This is a genomic window from Stenotrophomonas capsici (assembly GCF_034961085.1).
Lineage (GTDB): Bacteria > Pseudomonadota > Gammaproteobacteria > Xanthomonadales > Xanthomonadaceae > Stenotrophomonas > Stenotrophomonas capsici.
Genome location: NZ_JAYFUH010000073.1, coordinates 1 through 17,111 on the forward strand (window position 1 = coordinate 1; position 17,111 = coordinate 17,111).

12 protein-coding genes are annotated in these 17,111 nt (G+C 66.7%); 2 read left to right on the forward strand and 10 right to left on the reverse strand.

Translation table 11 applies throughout. The features are described 5' to 3' along the window. The 4 genes from VA603_RS06260 to aceB form a co-directional block, all read right to left on the reverse strand. Positions 1-2,401, reverse strand: a 2,401-nt coding sequence (locus tag VA603_RS06260) for a putative peptide modification system cyclase (RefSeq protein ID WP_323438274.1), incomplete at its 3' end; no start/stop codon positions are given. A gap of 21 nt (positions 2,402-2,422) precedes the next feature. Beyond that, on the reverse strand, positions 2,423-3,445 hold the full coding sequence (locus tag VA603_RS06265; protein WP_323438280.1) for a GGDEF domain-containing protein: 1,023 nt from the start codon (positions 3,443-3,445) through the stop codon (positions 2,423-2,425). Between the two features lie 172 nt (positions 3,446-3,617). Then, positions 3,618-4,949: an isocitrate lyase gene (gene aceA, locus VA603_RS06270; protein WP_323438275.1), complete on the reverse strand. Its 1,332-nt coding sequence runs from the start codon at positions 4,947-4,949 to the stop codon at positions 3,618-3,620. A 40-nt stretch (positions 4,950-4,989) separates the two neighbouring features. Then, on the reverse strand, positions 4,990-6,630 hold the full coding sequence (gene aceB / locus VA603_RS06275; protein WP_323438276.1) for a malate synthase A: 1,641 nt from the start codon (positions 6,628-6,630) through the stop codon (positions 4,990-4,992). Between the two features lie 108 nt (positions 6,631-6,738). On the opposite strand from aceB, the gene VA603_RS06280 reads away from it, so the two are divergent. Next, on the forward strand, positions 6,739-7,707 hold the full coding sequence (locus tag VA603_RS06280; RefSeq protein ID WP_132863642.1) for a LysR family transcriptional regulator: 969 nt from the start codon (positions 6,739-6,741) through the stop codon (positions 7,705-7,707). An 86-nt stretch (positions 7,708-7,793) separates the two neighbouring features. After that, on the forward strand, positions 7,794-8,705 hold the full coding sequence (locus VA603_RS06285; protein WP_323438277.1) for a LysR substrate-binding domain-containing protein: 912 nt from the start codon (positions 7,794-7,796) through the stop codon (positions 8,703-8,705). Positions 8,706-8,864: 159 nt separating this feature from the next. On the opposite strand, the gene VA603_RS06290 is transcribed toward VA603_RS06285, so the two are convergent. The 6 genes from VA603_RS06290 to lepB form a co-directional block, all read right to left on the reverse strand. Next, positions 8,865-10,157: an MFS transporter gene (locus tag VA603_RS06290; RefSeq protein WP_425603669.1), complete on the reverse strand. Its 1,293-nt coding sequence runs from the start codon at positions 10,155-10,157 to the stop codon at positions 8,865-8,867. 372 nt (positions 10,158-10,529) lie between these two features. Beyond that, complete coding sequence (gene dld, locus VA603_RS06295; RefSeq protein ID WP_323438278.1) at positions 10,530-12,227, reverse strand: D-lactate dehydrogenase; 1,698 nt, start codon at positions 12,225-12,227, stop codon at positions 10,530-10,532. Then, complete coding sequence (gene lldD, locus VA603_RS06300; RefSeq protein ID WP_132863646.1) at positions 12,224-13,363, reverse strand: FMN-dependent L-lactate dehydrogenase LldD; 1,140 nt, start codon at positions 13,361-13,363, stop codon at positions 12,224-12,226. The genes dld and lldD overlap by 4 nt, the downstream gene beginning before the upstream one ends. Before the next feature lie 4 nt (positions 13,364-13,367). Continuing rightward, positions 13,368-14,132, reverse strand: coding sequence for a transcriptional regulator LldR (lldR, locus tag VA603_RS06305; protein WP_132863647.1), 765 nt, complete (start codon positions 14,130-14,132; stop codon positions 13,368-13,370). 53 nt (positions 14,133-14,185) lie between these two features. Further along, entirely contained in the window at positions 14,186-15,844 is a 1,659-nt protein-coding gene (lldP, locus tag VA603_RS06310) for an L-lactate permease (protein ID WP_132863648.1), read from the reverse strand. A 256-nt stretch (positions 15,845-16,100) separates the two neighbouring features. Further along, positions 16,101-16,721 carry a signal peptidase I gene (gene lepB / locus VA603_RS06315; RefSeq protein WP_323438279.1) on the reverse strand — a complete coding sequence of 207 codons (621 nt, stop codon included), beginning with the start codon at positions 16,719-16,721 and terminating at the stop codon, positions 16,101-16,103. Positions 16,722-17,111: the final 390 nt, after the last annotated feature.

The following is a 17,111-nucleotide window of genomic DNA, read 5'->3' on the forward strand; positions in this document are numbered from 1 at the left end:
CCCAGCCCCGGTTTGAGGTCAGCCACTGTGCCTGGCGCAGGGCCGCATCGGCGTTACCCTGGGTCGCATAGGCCTCCATCAGGGCAACCCGCAACTGGAAGGATTCATGCTGCCCATGCAGGGACAATAGCCCTTCCAACGCCTGCGTGTTCTTCCCGGCAGCCAGTGCCTCGCGCGCCCGGAGCACCTGCAGGAACCCGCTCACCGGTTGCATCGCGGCGAGCTGTGGCGCCGTATCGAGCCGGGCGATCAACTGCCTTGCCGGCGCGTGGTCGCCCAATCGCTGGGCCAGTACCGCCGCATGGGCAGCGGTCGCTGCCTCGGTACGCGCCGACAGCCCCGCTGCACCATCAAGCGCGGCGATGGCATCACGCACGACATTTCGGCACGTAGCCAGGGCGGCACGGCGATCACCGGACAGCCAATGCAACACCGCAATCTGCACCTGGCCCTGCCGATGCCGGCTGCCATCAGCAGGCAAGGCCTGCAGTAAACGTACCGCCTCCGATGACGCCGCCTGCAGCGCGCCTTGGTCCAGGTAGTGTGAGACGTGATCGAAGTGCGGGGCAGCCAGTTTGGCATCGCGCGGCCACAGCCGCTCGGCTTCCTGGAAGTCGCCCTGCACGGCGCGCAGGTTAGCCTGCCATACCGATGCCGTCACCAGGCCGCTCTCGCTGGCGCGCGCGAATGCGGCATTGGCGTCCTCGTAGTGCCCCAATGCCAACGACATGCGTCCGAACGCTTCCTGGGACAGTGGCGCGAATTCGTAAAGCGACTCGGCTGCACGACGGATATACGGCAACCCTTCTTCGAAGCGGTTCTCCATTTCCATCGCATAGCCGGCATTGGCGGCGGCAGCATGGAAATCCGGATACAGATCCGACATTTGCCGCCACTTCTCGTATGCATCACCCGGACTGTTGATCTGCACTTCCCACGCCTGCAGATACATCACCTCGCGTGGCGACAGGCGAGCAGCCATCTGCTGGACTTTCTGCAGGCTCAACAAGCCCTGGGGCAGCTGCTCGGTTGCATTGAGCGAACGCAGCATGCCCAGGTGGGCCAGCGCGAACTCCTTGTCTCGCGATACTGCGTGCTCGTACAACCCCAGTGCCTGCTTGAAGCGGCCATTGCCGTACGCGCGCTGGGCCATGGCGTAGGCGCGCAGCGCATCCAGGTCGCGGGTACTGACCTCCGGCAGCGGCCGCGAACTACGCTTGATCGAAGCCAAGGCTTCGCCGAGGCGGCTGCGCAGGCGTGTGGTCACGACATCCACCGAGCCCAGCGCCGAGTCGATTCCGCGGCCGTCAGCGAATTCGGTGTAAACCGTGCTCTGCGTCATGGGATCGATGACCTCGGCGGTGACACGCAAACGCCCCCCCACTTCAGTGACCACCGGCAGAATCACGGCGCGCGCACCATCGCGCAGCGCGACTTCCGAGGCCACCACGCGATCCAACACGACCTTGTCCGGGTCCCTGCGCATCCGCGCCAGAGTGTCACGCAGCTTCAGGTCACTGACCACGTTGACGTATCTGGACTGTTCTAGGCTGATGCGGAATGCCTGCTGCAATGAATCGTCCAATACCGTCTGCCCGGTCAGGTTGCGCAGGTCGCCAACCACCACCCAGTCGCGTTCGGCGAACGCCAATGCCGGCTCGGGTCTGATGATGGACCAGCCCACGCCACACAGTACCGCCAGCAGTGCCACCTCGGCCATCAACGCAACGGGACGGCGCCATAGCGGCAGCTCGCGCCGGGCCTTGGCCGATCCCACAGGCATGCGCATCAGCACTTTCCCGGCCTCCCCCACTTCGAACACTTCCTGGACCGTCGGCACGCCTTTGAAACGCCAACGCCCGTGTGATTTCCAGTGCAGCCGTGCCGCGTGTTCCCCAAGCACCTGCAAGTTTCCCCGCAGCAACGATTCGGCAACCGAGGAGAGCAGGATCTGGCCCGGCCGCGCGAGGTTCATCAACCTCGCCGCCATCGACTTGGCAAGGCCTTCCACTTCCAGCGGCTTGGCGCCCACGGCAACGGCTTCGTCGCTGTTCTGCCACGACAGCACATAGCCCACGTGCAAGCCCACCCGCGCCTGCAGCGACAGGCTCCGCTCCGCCCCCAGCGCCTGCAGCGCCTGCTGGTAGTCCAAGGCGAAGCCCAGGCCACTTGCCGGAGCGTCGAAGAGCAGGAACATGCCGTCGGAGCGGTCGATCAGGCGGCCGTTCCAGACCTGAAGCAGCTGCAGCACGCGGCTGTCCAGGTCACGGAACAACTCAGCCGCGGCGTTGTCGCCGATCCGTTCGATCAGCGCCACCGAGTCGCACAGGTCGGTCAGTACCAGCGTCCTGAGCTGGCGATGAGCCAGCACGGATTCGTTGTCGTCGATCTCGTCTGCCATGTCGTTGCTCTCTGCAGTCCATCAGCCCGCGAACCACTGGGCGCGGTTGCCGCCCAGGCGCTTGGCTTCGTACAACGCCTGGTCCGCGCGCGCGTAGGCCTCGTTCCAGTGGTAGGTCGCGTTGACCAGCGACACGCCGATGCTGACCGAACGCGCGCCGGGCTCCGCCCCCGGGAACGCGGCCAGGCTGCGCATCGCATCAAGGATGAACTCGGCGGTACGCATCAGGTGCAGCGCATCGGTGCGGCACAAAAGCACGCAGAACTCATCGCCGCCGAGGCGGCAGGCCAGGTCGTCCTGGCCGACCACCGAGTCGAGGATGCGGGCCAGGCGCTGCAGCGCCTGGTCGCCGGCAAGGTGGCCATGGCGGTCGTTGAGCCCCTTGAAGTCATCGCAGTCGATCAGCAGCAGGCCCTGCGGACGCTGCCCGGAACGGTGCGAGCGCTGCAGGTAGGCGGTCAGCGAGCGACGGTTGTGCAGCCCGGTGAGGTCGTCGTTGTAGACCATCTCGCGGGTGTGGTTGAGCTCGTGGGTGGCGCTGTAGAGGTTGCCCAGCGCCGCTTCCAGTTCCTGGTTGCGGCGGCTGAGCTGGCCGATCAGGCGCTGCTCGCTGCCGACCACGCGCGAGACCGTGCGGCGCAGGAAGAACACCACCATCGCCGGGTCCTGCTCGATCAGCTGCTCGAACCCTTCCTGGGTCAACTCGATCAACTGGGTCTCGCAGCTGGCGCGGGCATCGGAGCTGCGCGGGTGGCGCTCCATCAGCATGGCCAGCTCGCCGAAGAAGTCATTGGCCGCCAGCTGCTTGGCCGGCAGGCCGGGACCGAAGTCCAGGCAGATGGCACCGCTGACGATGATGTACATCGAGGTGCACAGGTCGCCGCGCCGGAACAGCACCTGGTCCGCGGCCAACCGGCGGCGGACGCCGAACGAAGCGAACAGGGCGAACTCCATGGGCGAAAGCTGGGCACGCAGCGTCGATCCCCCTGCGGCCGACAGACCTGCGGGGGGATCCGCCTGCTTGGCCAGACCCCCGGACACCATGCCGCTCATTCCCTGCCTCATGGACCCCCGCCATGCGTGGCGGGTTGGTTCACGAGGTTATCACTAAAATAAACACCCATCCACGCTGTTTCAGCATGAAAGTGCAAGGACGCAAATCACAAAAAGGAAGGGGCTCGTAAGAGCCCCTCCAAAACAACCGGACAAATCTGACTCAGGCAGCCACTTCCGCCTGGAACTGCTCCTCCTCGGTGGAGCCGGTCAGCGCGGTGACGCTGGAGGCGCCGCCCTGGATCACCGTGGTCACGTCGTCGAAGTAGCCGGCCCCCACCTCTTGCTGGTGCGAGACGAAGGTATAGCCCTTCTCGCGCGCGGCGAACTCCGGCTCCTGCACCTGTTCCACGTAGTGGCGCATGCCCTCGCCGCGGGCGTAGTCATGGGCGAACTTGAAGGTGTTGAACCAGTTGATGTGGATGCCGGCCAGGGTGATGAACTGGTACTTGTAGCCCAGCGCGGCCAGCTCGTCCTGGAACCGGGCGATGGTCTTGTCGTCCAGGTTTTTCTTCCAGTTGAAGGAGGGCGAGCAGTTGTAGGACAGCAGCTTGCCGGGGCTGGCGGCGTGCACGGCCTGGGCGAACTCGCGGGCGAAACCCAGGTCCGGGGTGCCGGTCTCGCACCACACCAGGTCGGCATGCGGGGCATAGGCCACGCCACGGCTGATCGCCTGTTCCAGGCCATTCTTCACGCGGTAGAAGCCTTCGGCGGTGCGCTGGCCGGTGACGAACGGCGCGTCGTTCGGGTCAAAGTCGCTGGTCAGCAGGTTGGCGGCCTCGGCATCGGTGCGGGCCAGCACGATGGTTGGCACACCCAGCACATCGGCGGCCAGGCGTGCGGCCGACAGCTTCTGGATCGCTTCCTGGGTCGGCACCAGCACCTTGCCGCCCATGTGGCCGCACTTCTTCACCGCGGCCAGCTGGTCCTCGAAATGCACCGCGGCGGCGCCGGCGGTGATCATGTTCTTCATCAGCTCGTAGGCGTTGAGCACGCCGCCGAAGCCGGCCTCGCCGTCGGCCACGATCGGCAGGAAGAAGTCGATGGCGTCCTCGGCCTTGACCTTGCCGTCGATGATGTTCTTCCACTGGATCTCATCGGCACGCTGGAAGGTGTTGTTGATGCGGCGGACCATGGTCGGAACCGAATCGTAAGCGTACAGCGACTGGTCCGGGTACATCGTCTCGGAGGTGTTGCCGTCGGCGGCCACCTGCCAGCCGGACAGGTACACCGCTTCCAGGCCGGCCTTGGCCTGCTGCATCGCCTGGCCGGCACTGATCGCGCCGAACGCGTTGACGTAGCCCTTCTTCGCACCGCCGTTGACCAGGTCCCACAGCCGCTGCGCACCGCGCTTGGCCAGGGTGTACTCCGGTTGCACGCTGCCGCGCAGGCGCACCACGTCGGCGGCGCTGTAGGTGCGCGTGATGCTCTTCCAACGCGGGTTGTTGTCCCAGTCCTGCTGCAGGGCGTCGATCTGTTGCTGGTAGCTGCTCATCGTTGCGTCCTCGAATGATCGTGATGCGTAAGGGGGAAGGTCAGTCGATCTGCCGGTAGGCCGGCAAGGTCAGGAACTCGGCCAGTTCATCGGCGCGGCTGAGTTGGTCGAGCAGGCCGATGGCCTGGGGGATGCGGCTGCCGCCGGGCAGCGCGGTGGTGTCGCCCAAGCGCGCCGGCAGCGCGCGCAGGGTGCTCTCCAGCAAGGCCAGGTCGATGGCGGTGCCGTCGTCCAGGTGCTGGTTGCCTGCGTGTAGCCATTGCCAGATCTGGCTGCGGCTGATCTCGGCGGTGGCCGCGTCCTCCATCAGGTTGTGGATGGGCACGCAGCCATTGCCGTCCAGCCACGCGGCCATGTAGCGCACGCAGACCTCGACGTTGTTCTCGAAGCCGGCGCGGCTGATGCTGCCGCTGCACGGTGCGACCAGGTCCTCGCGACCGACCTGCACGTCACGGCGCAGCACGCTGTGCTGGTTGGGCGTGGGCATGTGCTCGTCGAAGATCGCCCTGGCCACCGGGATCAACGCCGGGTGCGCGACCCAGGTGCCGTCGTGACCGGCGGTCACTTCACGCAGCTTGTCGGCACGCACGCGCGCCATCGCCTGCTCGTTGGCGGCGGCATCGTGGTTGATCGGGATCTGCGCGGCCATGCCACCCATCGCATGCGCGCCACGGCGGTGGCAGGTCTTGATCAGCAGTTCCGAGTAGGCCTTCAGGAACGGCTGGGTCATGGTCACCTGGCCGCGCTCGGGCAGCACCTTGTCGGCGTGGTGACGGAAGGTCTTCAGGTACGAAAAGATGTAGTCCCAGCGGCCGCAGTTCAGGCCGACGATGCGGTCGCGCAACGCGTGCAGGATCTCGTCCATCTCGAACACCGCCGGCAGCGTCTCGATCAGCACCGTGACCTTGATCTGCCCCTGCGGCAGGCCCAGCATGCCCTCGATGTGCGACAGCGCGCATTCCCACAGCGCGGCCTCCTCCATCGACTGCAGCTTGGGCAGGTAGAAGTACGGGCCGCGGTCGATCTCCATCAGCGCATGCGCGTTGTGGAAGGCGAACACCGCCGCGTCGAACAGGCCACCGGCAATCGGCTGGCCGTCGATCAGCACGTGCTTCTCGTCCAGGTGCCAGCCGCGCGGGCGCACGATCAGCACCGCCTGCTCGTCATGCGGACGCAGCGTGTAGTGCTTGCCCGGCTTGCCGTTGGCCGCCGGCGCGGTGAACGCCAGGTCACCGCGCACCGCACCGATCATGGTGCGCTGGCCGGCCAACACGTTGCGCCAGGTCGGCGAGGTGGAGTCCTCGAAGTCGGCCATGAACACCTTGGCGCCGGAGTTCAGCGCGTTGATGACCATCTTCGGGTCGGTCGGGCCGGTGATCTCGACGCGGCGGTCCTGCAGCGCCGCCGGGATCGGTGCCACCGTCCAGTCGCCCTCGCGGATGGCGCGGGTGTCGTCGCGGAAGTCCGGGCTGCCGCCCTGGTCGAAGAAGGCCTGGCGCTGGCCACGCGCGGCCAGGCGCGCCTGCCGCTCCGGCTCCACCGCGCGGTGCAGCGATACGAGCAGCCCCAGCGCACCGGCCGGCAACAGCTCGGACTGGCCGGCCAATTGGGTGGTCACGGTAATGCCCGGGGTCGGGCGGGGGGGGATCGTGGCGGCGACAGCGTGGGCGACGGCGGACATCGGAGGTTCCTGCGGGTGTCGGGGACTCCAACCTGCCGCCGCAACGAGGTATTTAACAAAACAGTTTTTGCAATCTTTTTTATAAATTGTGCTAATACTTGACCTGCCATGCCCAAGAAGACGCCCGTAAACCCGCGTTTTTCCTACAAGTCGGACCGGCTCAAGCCGCTGCGTGCATTCCTGCAGACGGTTCGACTAGGGTCAGTTTCGCGGGCATCGGAGGCCCTGTTCGTCAGCCAGCCGGCAGTGAGCCTGCAGCTGCAGGCGCTGGAACGGGAGCTGGGGATGGTGCTGTTCGAGCGCAGCGGGCGACGCCTGGTACCCAGTCGCGAGGGCCAGCTGCTGTACGACATGGCCCAGCCGCTGGTGGAGAGCCTGGACGGGCTGCTGCCGCGCTTCCGCGAGAAGGTCGGCGGGCTGGACGCGGGCGAGCTCAACATCGCCGCAAATTCGTCGACCATCCTGTATCTCCTGCCCAAGATCGTCGAAAACTTCCGCCGCCAGTACCCCGATGTGCGCCTGACCCTGCACAACGCCATCAGTGCGGACGGCACCGACCTGCTGCGCAGCGATGCCGCCGACCTGGCCATCGGTTCGATGATGGATGTCCCGGCCGACCTCAGCTACGCGCCGGTGTACCGCTTCGACCAGGTGCTGATCACCCCGCCCGACCACCCGCTGGCGCACAAGAAGCAGCTGAGCCTGGAAGACCTGTCGCCGTGGCCACTGATCCTGCCGCCACGCCGGCAGATCACCTGGCGGCTGGTGGACCTGGTGTTCCAGCAGCACCGCGTGCCCTACACGGTGGCGCTGGAGGTCGGCGGCTGGGAGGTGATCAAGCAGTACGTGGCGATGGGCATGGGCATCTCCATCGTCACCGCGCTGTGCCTGAACGATGCTGATCGCGGCAAGCTGGTCACCCGTGCGATGGGCGACTACTTCCCTTCGCGCAGCTACGGCGTGGTGGTGCGGCGGGGCAAGGTGCTGTCGCCGCAGGCACGCGCGTTCGTGGAACTGATCCAGCCGGACCTGTTCGCGCCACGGCAATACGACGACACCGGGCCTTCGGAACGCTGAGCCCGCGCACGACGGCGCGCATCGCCATCGCCCCCATTCGCGGTGGAGTCCGGCGACAATCACCGCACCTTCCCCGGAACCGGCGCATGTCACTGGAACTTCGCCACCTGCGCTACTTCCTCGCCGTGGCCGACACGCTGCACTTCGGCCGCGCCGCCGAACGCCTGGGCATGTCGCAGCCGCCGCTCAGCCAGCAGATCCGCCAGCTGGAAACCCTGGTCGGCGCGCATCTGTTCGTGCGCAGCCATCGCCGCGTGCAGCTCACGCCGGCCGGTGAAGTGCTGCTGGAGCAGGCGCGCGAGATCCTCCAGCGCGTCGATACCGCGGTGGACAGGGTGCAGCGTGCGCAGCGCGGCGAAAGCGGCGAACTGCGCGTCGGCCTGACCCGCGCCACCCCGCTGCTGCCGCAGATCCCGCGCGCGTTCTTCGCCTATCGCCAGCAGCGCCCGCAGGTGCAACTGCAGCTGCGCGAGATGAACAGCCTGCGCCAGATCGATGCGTTGCTGGCCAACGAGCTGGACGTGGGCATCATCCGCAAGCGGGTGCTGCCGTCGGAGCTGGTCGCCAAGCGCCTGCTCGACGATCCGCTGGCGCTGGTGGTGCATGCCACCCATCCCGCGCTGGCCGGCAAGGATCCGGACACGGCCACGTTGTCCCTGCGCCAGTTCGCGCTGGACCCGTTCGTCGGCTTCTCGCGCGATGCCGGTGCCGGCATCCACGACCATGTGATCATGCTGTGCCGCAACGCCGGCTTCAGCCCGCGCATCGTGCAGGAAGCCGGCGAGTCCTCAACCTTGATCAGCCTGGTCGCGGCGGGACTGGGGGTGTGCGTGCTGCCGTCCTCGTGCAGCCATATCCAGGTCGACGGCGCCTGCTTCGTCGCGCTGAGTGATCGCGGCGCGGCATCGGAAATCCAGCTGGCGTGGCGACGCGAAGCGGTGACGCCGCTGATGCGACAGTTCATCGGCTTGATGCGGCAGGAAGTGGTGCGGGGCTGAAGGCGTTTTACCTCTACCCCTCCCCAACCCTCCCCTTGGCTGCGCCAAAGGGAGGGGGCAGAAGCGCCGCTTCGCAGTGATCTGATCGACCCGCATGAACCACCCCCTCCCTTTGGCGCAGCCAAGGGGAGGGCTGGGGAGGGGTAACGCTTTTGGCTCTCAACGCCCGACCGCCACCTGCACATCGCTCGTCACCTGCAGGTGACGCCATGCCCACCAGGCCGCGCCCATCCCCAGCAGCGTCAGCACCAGCACGTAGCTGCACACGCCAATCCAGCCCCAGCGCGTATAGAACACGCCACCCAGCGCACCCAGCAGGCTGGAGCCCAGGTAGTAGGACAGCAGGTACAGCGCCGAGGCTTCCGCACGCATGGCGCCGGCGCGCACGCCCACCCAACTGCTGGCCACCGAATGCCCGCCGAAGAAGCCGAACGTGACCACGGCGATACCCAACGCCATCGCCCACAACCACGGCAGCATCAGCAGCAATACGCCGCCTACCATCAAGGTGAACGACAACGCCAGCACCGGACCGCGGCCCAGGCAATTGGCCAGCTGGCCCATCCACGCCGAGCTGAAGCTGCCGACCAGATAGACGATGAAGATCAGGCCCACCACGGTCTGGCTCAGGTCGTACGGCGGCGCCATCAGGTGATAGCCCAGGTAGTTGTAGACGGTGACGAACACCCCCAGCAGCAGGAAGCCGCAGGCAAACAGCCACGGCAACGCCGCGTCGCCGAACACGCCGCCGAAACGTGCGGGCAGCCGCGCCGGTTCGGCATGACGGGCACGGAAATGGCGCGAAGCCGGCAGCTGCGTCCACAGCGCGAACGTGGCCAGCAGCGCGATCACCCCCACCGCGCCGATGCCGGCGCGCCAGCCCCCGTGGTCGGCCACCACGCCGGCGATCAGGCGCCCGCTCATGCCGCCCACCGCATTGCCGCCGATGTACAGGCCCATGGCCAGGCCCAAGGCGCGACTGTCCATCTCCTCGACCAGCCAGGTCATCGCCACCGCCGGCACACCGCTCAGGCTGACGCCCAGCAGTGCGCGCAGCACCAGCAGGGTGTTCCAGTCATCGACCATCGCCGTGGCCAGGGTCAACAGTGACGAAACCAGCAATGAGGCCACCATCACCGGGCGCCGGCCCACGCGGTCGGAGAGGATGCCGGCCCCCAGCATCGCCACCGCCAGCACGCCGGTGCTGACCGACAACGCCAACGCGCTGTTGGCCGCACTCACGCCAAAGTGGTGGCTGAAGCCGGGCAACAGCGCCTGCACGCAGTACAGCACGCCGAAGGTGGCGAAGCCGGCCATGAACAGCGCCACCACCGCACGCCGGAACGCCGGCGTGCCTTGGCGGATGTGGGGTTGTTCGACGGTGGCGGTCAGCGCAGTCGCAGGCGCCAGGGAATCACGGCAGGTTGGCGTGCCGTTGTGTTCGAGTTCCATCGCATCGAGGCCCATCACCGGGCCGCTTCATTGGAGATGCGGGAAGCTTGGACCTGTTGAACAGGTCGATCCATAACCTGTTGTGTACGGATTGATATGCAGGAAGTATCGATTCATGAGTCAATGCCGATGCCGATGCCGCGCCCGCGCCGAACTGTATGACGGCGGATGCCGTCCCTTCTCCCGTGTACGGGAGAAGGGACCCCGAAGGGGCGGATGAGGGCAGCTTTGACTCTTGGCTTTGACTCTTGGCTTTGGCTCTTGGCTTTGGCTCTTGGCTTTGGCCTTTGCCTTTCCAGCTAGAAGCTTCCCCTCACCCCAACCCCTCTCCCGCTCGCGGGAGAGGGGCTTAAGCAAAGGCATGAGCAAGATTCAGCAATCACAGCCCTTCCAACCGGGCTGCTTGCTGGTCTGGCCGATGCCGGGATTGAAGGTATTGCTCGGATCAAGCTGCTTGTAGAACTGCGCCAGCGCCGGTTTGGCCGGATAGAGATGGCCGACGTTGTGCTCGGCCGGGTATTCCGCGCCACGCGCGTCCAGCAACTTCCACATTGCATGCTCGATCGCCATCGGGTCCTCGCCCTTGCGCGCGATGTAGTCCTGATGGAACACGTGACACAGGAAGTGGCCGTAGTACAGCTTGTGCAGAAGACGTGCATCCAGCTCGGCCGGCAACTGCTCGAACCACTCACGGTCATCACGGCGCAGCGCGATGTCCAGCGCAACGATGTCCTGCACCTGCGTGCGATGCACTTCGCGATAGCGCACGGCTGCACCAGCAACGGCGAAGCGGTGCAGGAAGGCCTTGCGCCCTTCTTCCGGCGTGCAATGGAAGTAGTCGCCTTCATGCCTGGCGAAGAACTCCCGCAGCCAGGCCTCGGTCACCGCCGCATCCTGCGCCGACACCTTCAACAGCAGATGATGCTCGTAACGCTGGCGAAACCCGCCCATGCGCGCCGGCAGATGCGAAGGCAGCAGGCTCGTCAGCAGCTGCATCATCCGGTCCGTGACACCGCGCAGGCCAATGCGCTCGAACCAGCCATCGACACGGCTCTTCAACGCGAACGCCGCCGGCACCCGGGCAGTACCCAGCTTGTCGATCAGCAGGAAGGTGTCCTTGCCGTAACGCTCGCCGATGTCATAGGCGACGCGATGGATGTACTCGCCGCTGATCGGCAACCGCTCGAAGCCGGTCAGCAGATGCCGGCGAATGGCGGTCAGACTCTGCGTCTGGTTGCTGCCGATGTAGAACACTTCGGCCGCTTCCCTGGCAAACGTATCCAACCGCACCGCGAACACCGCGAGCTTTCCCGCCGAACCCGCCGCCTCGTAATGGCGGCTCGCATCGGCATTGAAACGTGCCGGCGTGTCCGCATCCACCCGCCGCACCTGTTCGGCGTAATGCGGATCGGACGCGGCCCGGCCGGACTCCAACTGCACGTCCGCGGCGCTGTAGTCGCCCGCCTGCACGCGCTGCAGGATCTCCTCCGGGGTGTCGCCCAAGGCAATGCCCAGGTGATTGACCAACTGCAGTTCGCTGGCAGCATTCACCTGTGCGAACAACGCCATCTCGGTGTAGGCCGGCCCTCGCCGCACCAGCGCCCCCCCGGAGTTGTTGCAGACACCGCCCAACACTGAGGCACCGATGCATGACGAGCCGATCACCGAATGCGGCTCACGCCCCAGCGGTGCCAAGGCCTGCTCCAGCCGGTCCAGCGTCGCACCGGGCAGGCACAGCACCTGGCGACCACCGTCGAGCAGTTGCACGCCGGTCAGCCGCAGCGTGCTGATCAATACGACCGGCCGGCCGTAGTCGTCGCCATCCGGCGTGGAGCCACCAGTCAGGCCGGTGTTGGCCGCCTGCAGGATGACCGCCGCACCACCCTGCACCGCAGCCTGCAGGGCGCGCCACATTTCCAGCAACGTCCCCGGCCGCACCACCGCCAGCACCGGGCCATCGCCGAAGCGGTAGCCCTTGCGGAAGCGACGCGTGGCCTTGTCGCCGGTCAGCACGTGGCCATTGCCCACGGCCGCACGCAGCTGCGCCAGCAAGGTGTCGTGCATGCTCATGCCAGGTTGACCAGCGAATCGCGGCTGATGTCGGCGATGCGGCGCGCGCCGGTCAGCGTCATCGCCACGCGCATCTCCTTGGCGATCAGGTCCAGCAGGTTGGCCACGCCGGCCTCGCCCTGCGCGGCCAATGCATACACGAAGGCGCGGCCCAGCAGCACGCTGTCGGCACCGAGGGCGAGCATGCGCACCACGTCCAGGCCGTTGCGGATGCCCGAGTCCGCGAGGATCTTCAGGTCACCCTGCACCGCATCGGCGATGGCCGGCAAGGCACGCGCGGTGGACAGCACGCCATCAAGCTGGCGACCACCGTGGTTGGACACCACGATGCCATCTGCGCCGAAGCGCACCGCGTCGCGTGCGTCGTCCGGATCGAGGATGCCCTTGATCACCATCGGCCCCTTCCAGAACTCGCGGATCCATTCCAGGTCCTTCCACGAGATGGAGGGGTCGAAATTGTTGCCCAGCCAACCGATGTAGTCGGCCAGCCCGGTCGGGTGGCCACGATAGGCGGAGATGTTGCCCAGGTCGTGCGGACGACCGAACAAGCCCACGTCCCACGCCCAGCGGGGATGGGTCATGGCCTGGCCGATGCGGCGGACGCCGGCATTCGGCCCGCTCATGCCCGAATGCGCATCGCGGTAGCGCGCGCCTGGCACCGGCATGTCGACGGTGAACACCAGCGTGGTGACCCCGGCCGCCTGCGCGCGCTCCAGCGCGTTGCGCATGAAGCCACGGTCGCGCAGCACGTACAGCTGGAACCACATCGGCCGCTTGATCGCCGGCGCCACTTCCTCGATCGGGCACACCGACACCGTGGACAGGGTGAACGGGATACCCCGGCTGTCGGCCGCGCGCGCGGCCTGCACTTCGCCGCGACGGGCATACATGCCGGTCAGCCCGACCGGCGCCAGGGCCACCGGCATGGCCAGTTTCTCGCCGAACAGCTCGGTTTCCAGGCTCAGGTCGGACATGTCGCGCAGCACGCGCTGGCGCAGCGCGATGTCGGACAGATCGGAAACGTTGCGTTTGAGCGTGTGTTCGGCATACGCGCCGCCATCGATGTAGTGGAACAGGAACGGCGGCAGGCGACGCTGCGCGGCCGCACGGTAATCGGTGGAGGCGGAGATGATCATGGGGTCAACCGTGGGGGGAAGGCAGGCGCGAGGCGCGTGCACGCCGCGCCTCGTTCTCATCGAGCGTGCGCAGCGTGGTGTGCACGAAGGCGAGGTGGGCATGCGCGGCGGCGCGCGCGCGTTCGGGATCGCCGGCCAGCACCGCGTCCATCATCTCGCGGTGCTGGTCGGACAGTGGCGAAAACGTGGTCGCCGAGGTGTAGAGCTTCTCGCGGCTCTGCGAGATGTTGGTCTGCAGCAGATCGAACAGGCCGCGCATCACCTGCAGCAGCACCAGGTTGTGCGAGGCCTCGGCGATGGACAGGTGGAAGGCCGCATCGGCCTGCGCCTCGCCGGCCGGGTCGTCCTTGCCGTGCGCGTCCATCATCGTCTGGAAGGCCTGGGTGATGCGTACGCGGTCATCGTCGGTCGCACGCAATGCGGCATGCCAGGCGGTGGCGCCTTCCAGTGCATGGCGGATCTCCAGCACGTCGAAGCGGTACTCCGGGTCACCCTGGAACAGCGGCAGGTAAGGGGCCAGTGGCTCATCCAGTGCCTGCCGCGCACGCGCGGCCGGCTCGGCGACGAAGGTGCCGCCGCCCACCCGCGCCACCAGCAGGCCCTGGCTGCCCAGCTGGGCGATGGCCTCGCGCAGGGCCGTGCGCGACACTCCCAGCTGCACCGCCAGCGTGCGCTCGGCGGGCAGCCGGTCGCCCGGCTGCAGCTGTTGTTCGTCCACCAGCGCGCGCAGCTGCGCGGCCACCTTGTCGGAGATGCGTTGAGTGCTCATGCCGACATTGTGGCCCGAAGCCCATGGGCGGTGGCTGGCAGGCTGTCCATGGCTCAGGGAATCATCCAGGTCAGCCAGTACGCCTGCGCGGTGGTGATCAGGCCGACCATCACGGTGAAGATCAGGCTGTGCTTGACCGTGAAACGGAACAGGTCCGATTCCTTCCCGGCCAGGCCCACCGCCGCACAGGCAATGGCGATGGACTGCGGCGAGATCATCTTGCCGGTGACGCCACCGGTGGTATTGGCCGCCACCAGCAGCACTTCGGACACGCCGATCTGCTGCGCGGTGGTGGCCTGCAGTGCCGAGAACAGAGCGTTGGACGAGGTATCCGAGCCGGTCAGGAACACGCCCAGCCAACCGAGGAACGGCGAGAAGAAGGTGAACGCATCGCCGGTATGGGCCAGAGCCAGTGCCAGCGTTGCCGACAGTCCCGAATAGTTGGCGATGAAGGCGAACGCCAGCACCATGCCGATCGAATAGATCGGCGTCTTCAGTTCGTTGACGGTTTCGCCGAAGGTACGCACTGCCGCGCGCAGCGGCATGCGCAGGTAGACGATGGCGATCACCGCGGCCAGCATGATCGCGGTACCGGTGGCCGAGAGCACGTCGAACTTGTAGACGGCCTCGTACGCCGTGGGCGCGGGAACAATCGGCGGCATCTTCTGCACCAGCTGGTCCAGGCCCGGCACCGGCAGTTTCAGCACCCAGCCCTGCAGCGGGCCGCCGGCGGCAAACAGCGCCTTGAACGGCTTGATGCTCCACAGCGTGACCATCGCGGTCAGGATCAGGAATGGCGACCACGCCTTGGCGATCTGCCGGGCGCTGTAGGCCGGTGCGTCCAGCGCCTGTGCAGCCGCCGCCGCACTGGCTTCGGTCTCGAAGCGGAAGATGCGCTTGGGCTGCCAACGGCGCAGGAACAGCGTCAGGCACACCAGCGATGCGAGCGAGGCGGTGATGTCCGGCAGTTCCGGGCCGATGAAATTGGAGGTCAGGTACTGCGCGATGGCGAACGAGCCACCGGCCACCAGCACTGCCGGCCAGGTTTCCTTGACGCCGCGCCAGCCATCCATGATGGCCATGATCCAGAACAGCACGATGATGGTCAGGAACGGCAACTGCCGGCCGGCCATCTGCCCGATCTCGAAGGCATCCAGCCCGGTGACCTGGCCGGCGACGATGATCGGGATGCCCATCGCACCGAACGCCACCGGCGCGGTGTTGACGATCAGGCACAGGCCCGCGGCATACAGCGGCTTGAAACCCAGCCCGACCAGCAATGCGGCGGTGATCGCCACCGGTGCACCGAAGCCGGCCGCGCCTTCCAGGAACGCGCCGAAGGCAAAGCCCACCATCAGCATCTGCAGGCGCTGGTCCTCGGTCACCGACAGGATCGAGGCGCGGATGATGTCGAACTGGCCGGTCTTGACCGACACCTTGTACAGGAACACCGCGCCGATGATGATCCACGCGATCGGCCACAGGCCGTAGATGAAGCCATAGCCGGCCGCGCCCAGTGCCTGCGCCACCGGCATCCGGTAGAACAGCAGCGCCACCGCCAGCGCGATGGCCACGGTGATCGTGCCGGCCAACCAGCCCTTCATCCGCAGCACGGCCAGGGCCAGGAAGAAGAAGGCGATCGGCAACAGCGCGATCAGGCTGGACAGCCACAGGTTGCCAGCGGGGTCGTAGAGTTGTTCCCAGGGCTGCATGCAGGTTCTCGACAGAGGCGGAAGCGGCCACCCGCAGGTGGAGTGCCGTGGCCGCATTATTGGTAATACCAATAATGAAATGATCCGACCAACGAAGCGCGATTGAAGCGCTGTTTCCGCGAAGATCCTATTAGACCATAGGGTTACTAGGATTTATTGGTAATACCAATAGTCGCCGCAGCCGGAACGTCATCCACGAAAAAGCCGGCGACGTTTCCGTGCCGGCTTCGTGCCTCCCAGGTGTTAACCGCCCGCGTTAAAGCCGCAGCCACTCCAGGCCTTCGCCCCGCCGCCAGTACACCGCCACCGCCTTGCCGTAGACCTTGTCGGCGTCCACCAGGCCGAAGAAGCGCCCATCGAAGCTGTTGCCGCGATGGTCGCCCAGCACAAGCAACTTGCCCTGCGGGATGGTGATGCCGGTGATGTCCGGGCCACCGCCGTCGGCCAGGTCCAGCCGTACCGCCTTGTCGCCGAACAGTTCCTCGGCGACCTGCCGCTGCAACGGCTGCCCGTTGATGTGCAGGTAGCCTCCGTGCAGTTCCACCCGGTCGCCGGCCACGGCCACCACCCGCTTGACCAGGCGCGTGCCGTCGGCCGGCGAGTCGAACACCGCCACGTCGCCACGCCGGGGCTGCCCGGTCGCCAGCACCTGCAGCTCGGTGAAGGGCAGGCGCAACCCGTAGGCGCGCATGTCCACCGCGACCCGGTCACCGGGCTGCAGGGTCGGCTGCATCGATCCACTGGGCACCTGGTAGTGGTTGGCCAGGCTGTCGCGGGCGGCGCCCATCAGCACCAGCATCACCGCCAACGGCAATGCCTCGCGACGCAGCCAGGCCAAGGCGGGGTGAGGTTTGCGCGCGATGGTCGTCTCGTTCATGGCACGTTCCTGAGGGAAGACAAGGCAGTGGACTGGCAGGAAAGAGCGAAGTTCCCCGGCAGGAGTGGCCCTGGCCGGCAGACCGATGACCGCTGCCGCCCCCGCGATGTCCGGGCATTTCGACGTAGCGTTGTCACCGGCTTCGCGGCCGAGGCCGCTCCTGCGGCGATGGCAGCGCTACGCAATCTTTACGCGCACACCCCTGCTCCGACGTAGCGGTGTTACCTGCCCGGCGCGCATCGTGTCACCACCGCGCCAAACGGCGCTCCGCAAAGGTGTCACATGAGCATCCTGTTGATCCGGCAAGCACCGCAGGGCGTGCCGCCGGCACCGCTTCCGGCCCGCATCGGTGGCCACGCACTGCACTGCCGCAGCGGCGATTCACTGCCG

Excerpts from the sequence above, each read along its gene's own strand:
- VA603_RS06265 (WP_323438280.1), bottom strand. The coding sequence starts at position 3,445 with ATGGTGTCCGGGGGTCTGGCCAAGCAGGCGGATCCCCCCGCAGGTCTG.
- aceA (WP_323438275.1), bottom strand. The coding sequence starts at position 4,949 with ATGAGCAGCTACCAGCAACAGATCGACGCCCTGCAGCAGGACTGGGAC.
- aceB (WP_323438276.1), bottom strand. The coding sequence starts at position 6,630 with ATGTCCGCCGTCGCCCACGCTGTCGCCGCCACGATCCCCCCCCGCCCG.
- VA603_RS06280 (WP_132863642.1), top strand. The coding sequence starts at position 6,739 with ATGCCCAAGAAGACGCCCGTAAACCCGCGTTTTTCCTACAAGTCGGAC.
- VA603_RS06285 (WP_323438277.1), top strand. The coding sequence starts at position 7,794 with ATGTCACTGGAACTTCGCCACCTGCGCTACTTCCTCGCCGTGGCCGAC.
- VA603_RS06290 (WP_425603669.1), bottom strand. The coding sequence starts at position 10,157 with ATGGAACTCGAACACAACGGCACGCCAACCTGCCGTGATTCCCTGGCG.
- dld (WP_323438278.1), bottom strand. The coding sequence starts at position 12,227 with ATGAGCATGCACGACACCTTGCTGGCGCAGCTGCGTGCGGCCGTGGGC.
- lldD (WP_132863646.1), bottom strand. The coding sequence starts at position 13,363 with ATGATCATCTCCGCCTCCACCGATTACCGTGCGGCCGCGCAGCGTCGC.
- lldR (WP_132863647.1), bottom strand. The coding sequence starts at position 14,132 with ATGAGCACTCAACGCATCTCCGACAAGGTGGCCGCGCAGCTGCGCGCG.
- lldP (WP_132863648.1), bottom strand. The coding sequence starts at position 15,844 with ATGCAGCCCTGGGAACAACTCTACGACCCCGCTGGCAACCTGTGGCTG.
- lepB (WP_323438279.1), bottom strand. The coding sequence starts at position 16,721 with ATGAACGAGACGACCATCGCGCGCAAACCTCACCCCGCCTTGGCCTGG.